The sequence below is a fragment of the Methylobacterium sp. BTF04 genome, assembly GCF_010692745.1.
Classification (GTDB): Bacteria; Pseudomonadota; Alphaproteobacteria; order Rhizobiales; family Beijerinckiaceae; genus Methylobacterium.
In genome coordinates this window covers 1-2,589 of record NZ_JAAHTB010000138.1, presented here as the reverse complement: position 1 = coordinate 2,589, position 2,589 = coordinate 1, and the positions used below count along the sequence as shown (strand labels likewise).

The window sequence follows — 2,589 nt, the reverse complement described above, 5'->3', positions numbered from 1 at the left end:
TCGACGCCAACGGCATCGTCAACGTCTCGGCCAAGGACAAGGCGAGCGGGAAGGAACAGACGATCCGCATCGAGGCTTCCGGCGGACTCGACGAGGCTGCGATCCAGCGCCTCGTGCGCGAGGCCGAGACTCACGCCGGCTCCGACAAGGTGCGCAAGGAACTGGTCGAGGCCGGCAACCACGCCGACGTCGCGATCTACACCACCGAGAAGAGCCTTAAGGAGGCGGAGGGCCAGGTCGCGGCCGATGTAAAGGCCGAGGTCGAGAAGGCGGTCACGGCGGCGAAGGAGGCGATCCAGGCCGGGGACCTTTCGCGCATCAAGACGGCCACCGAGCACTTGAACCAAGTCGCGTCGCGCCTGGGCGAGAGAGGGCCTGCCGCCAAGGGGCCGTCGGCCGATCCGGAGATCGTCGACGCGGAGTTCGAGGACGCCCCGGGCGACGACACCCGCCACCGGCCGGCGGCATGACCGGTCCGATAGCCGAGGGGGAGCGACCGATGCCCGAGAACACGAACGGTGCCGCATCCCCCGATGGGGAGGCCGCGGATCTCGCGGCCCTCCAGGCCGAGAACGCAACGTTGCAGGACCGCCTGATGCGGGCGCTCGCCGAGACCGAGAACGTTCGGCGGCGCGGCGAGCGCAATGTCGAGGATGCGAAAAAGTTCGCGGTCCAGGGTCTCGCAGGCGCGCTTCTTCCGATTTCGGACAACCTCGGCAGGGCCGTCGCGGCGGCTACGGTCGCGGGTGCCGGTTCGGCGGCCCATGCGTCCTTGCTCGAAGGGGTCAGGGCGACCGAGCGGATGCTGACCGGCGCCCTCGAACGCTTCGGCATCCATCGGATACCGGCCCTCGGGATGCGCTTCGATCCGAAGGCACACGAGGCGATGCGCGAGGTCGAGGATGCGACCCACCCGGCGGGAACCGTCCTCGACGTCATGGAGGACGGCTTCACGGTCCATGACCGCCTCCTGCGACCGGCCCGGGTGAGCGTCGCCAAGGTGCCATCCGGTGCCGGCGCGGCGGGCTGACCCGCCATGGTCGGTCCAGAGATCATCCCGGAACGGAGGAATCCGCATTGAGCGACGACCCGTACAAGGTTCTGGGCGTGACGCGGGACGTCTCCGAGGCGGACCTACGCAAGGCCTATCGGAAGCTCGCCAAGAAGCTGCATCCTGACCTGAACCCAGGAAACAAAAAGGCTGAGGAGGCCTTCAAGAAGGTTGCGACTGCCTACGATCTGCTGAACGACCCGGCCAAGCGCGCCCAGTTCGATCGGGGCGAAATCGACGCATCCGGCAGCGAGCGAGCGCGGCAGCCTTACTATCACGAGCAGGCCGAACGCGACGCGGACCATCCCTATGGCAGTGATCAGGGATTCGCGGATTTCGGCGGCGAGGATATCTTCGCGCAGATGTTCGGTCGCGCCGGGCGTGCCGACCCGAACCGGTCTGGACCGGTTGCCCGGTACCGTGTGAAGCTCAACTTCCTTGAGGCGTTCAACGGCGGCAAACGCACGCTGACGCTGCCCGATAGTCCGGCCCTCGACGTCATGATCCCGCCCGGGACGCGGACGGGACAGACGCTGCGCCTACGCGGTAAGGGCGGGCCTGGCATCGGCAAGGGGCCCCCGGGCGACGCTTTGATCGAGGTCGAGGTCCGTCCCGATCCGATGTTCAAGCTGAAAGGGGACGACATCTACGTCGACCTGCCGCTCTCGCTCCGAGACGCGGTATTAGGCGGAAGGGTCAGCGTGCCAACCCCGTCCGGTCCCGTCGCCATGACCGTTCCGAAGTGGAGTAATGCCAGCGCCGTGCTGCGTCTCAAAGGAAAGGGCATGGTTCGTAGCGGCGGCGCGTCGGGCGACGAATACGTCACGCTGCGACTGACCCTGCCGGCCGAACCGGATGCCGAGTTGCAGGACTTCGTCTCCGGCTGGGGGAAGGCGGAGCATCACAAGACCGAGCAAGGCGAGGATGCAAGATGATGGAGACGCACGAGTTCCTGGTCCGCGCACGCGTGGAGACGGACGTGCTCCATGCCTGGGTCGACACCGGCTGGCTCATCCCTGACGACACCGAGGGACGCTGGACCTTTCGGGACATCGATCTCGGTCGGGCTCAGCTGATCCAGGACCTGGAGCGGGATTTCGGCGTCAACGGGGAAGGGATCGTCCTCATCCTCGACCTCATTGACCGGATGAGCGGCATGCGCCGTACCCTCGGCCATCTCGCCTTGGTGATCCGACGGGAGCCGGATCACATCCAAGCCCGGATCGCCGATGGGGTCCGCGACGCCGCTCGGACCATCATCGACCTCGCCTCCTGAGACGGACCTGGTGTCCGACGGATGTACCGATGCCGCCGATTGACGATTACGTTTCTCGGTTTAGCGCTCGTCCCTCGGTCGATCCGCGGTACGTCCTTACGGAGACCGTATCCAAGGCAAGGGGCGCCTGTGCCTTCGGTCCAACCGCAGACCAGAATTCGTTGCCCGCTCGTGCAAGGTCGAGCCCGGCGGTCACCACGATGGCTAGACCTAGCCCGTCTTATTCACCAGGCGGTGTCTTGCGGCGTGTTCTGGGCTGACG

4 protein-coding genes are annotated in these 2,589 nt (G+C 66.5%); all 4 read left to right on the top strand.

Features of this window, described 5'->3' with window-relative positions; translation table 11 throughout:
• The coding region (locus G3T14_RS23740) for an Hsp70 family protein (protein ID WP_163644946.1) at nt 1-470 on the top strand (470 nt) is incomplete at its 5' end.
• A 29-nt stretch (nt 471-499) separates the two neighbouring features.
• Entirely contained in the window at nt 500-1,030 is a 531-nt protein-coding gene (locus G3T14_RS23735) for a nucleotide exchange factor GrpE (protein WP_163644945.1), read from the top strand.
• 47 nt (nt 1,031-1,077) lie between these two features.
• Nucleotides 1,078-1,986: a DnaJ C-terminal domain-containing protein gene (locus G3T14_RS23730; protein WP_163644944.1), complete on the top strand. Its 909-nt coding sequence runs from the start codon at nt 1,078-1,080 to the stop codon at nt 1,984-1,986.
• Entirely contained in the window at nt 1,983-2,327 is a 345-nt protein-coding gene (locus tag G3T14_RS23725) for a chaperone modulator CbpM (protein WP_163644943.1), read from the top strand. Before G3T14_RS23730 ends, G3T14_RS23725 begins: the two co-directional genes overlap by 4 nt.
• The last annotated feature ends 262 nt before the right edge of the window (nt 2,328-2,589 follow it).

Bases quoted from the DNA above. Each gene is read 5' to 3' on its own strand.
- G3T14_RS23725 (WP_163644943.1), top strand. From the start codon at position 1,983: ATGATGGAGACGCACGAGTTCCTGGTCCGCGCACGCGTGGAGACGGAC.
- G3T14_RS23735 (WP_163644945.1), top strand. From the start codon at position 500: ATGCCCGAGAACACGAACGGTGCCGCATCCCCCGATGGGGAGGCCGCG.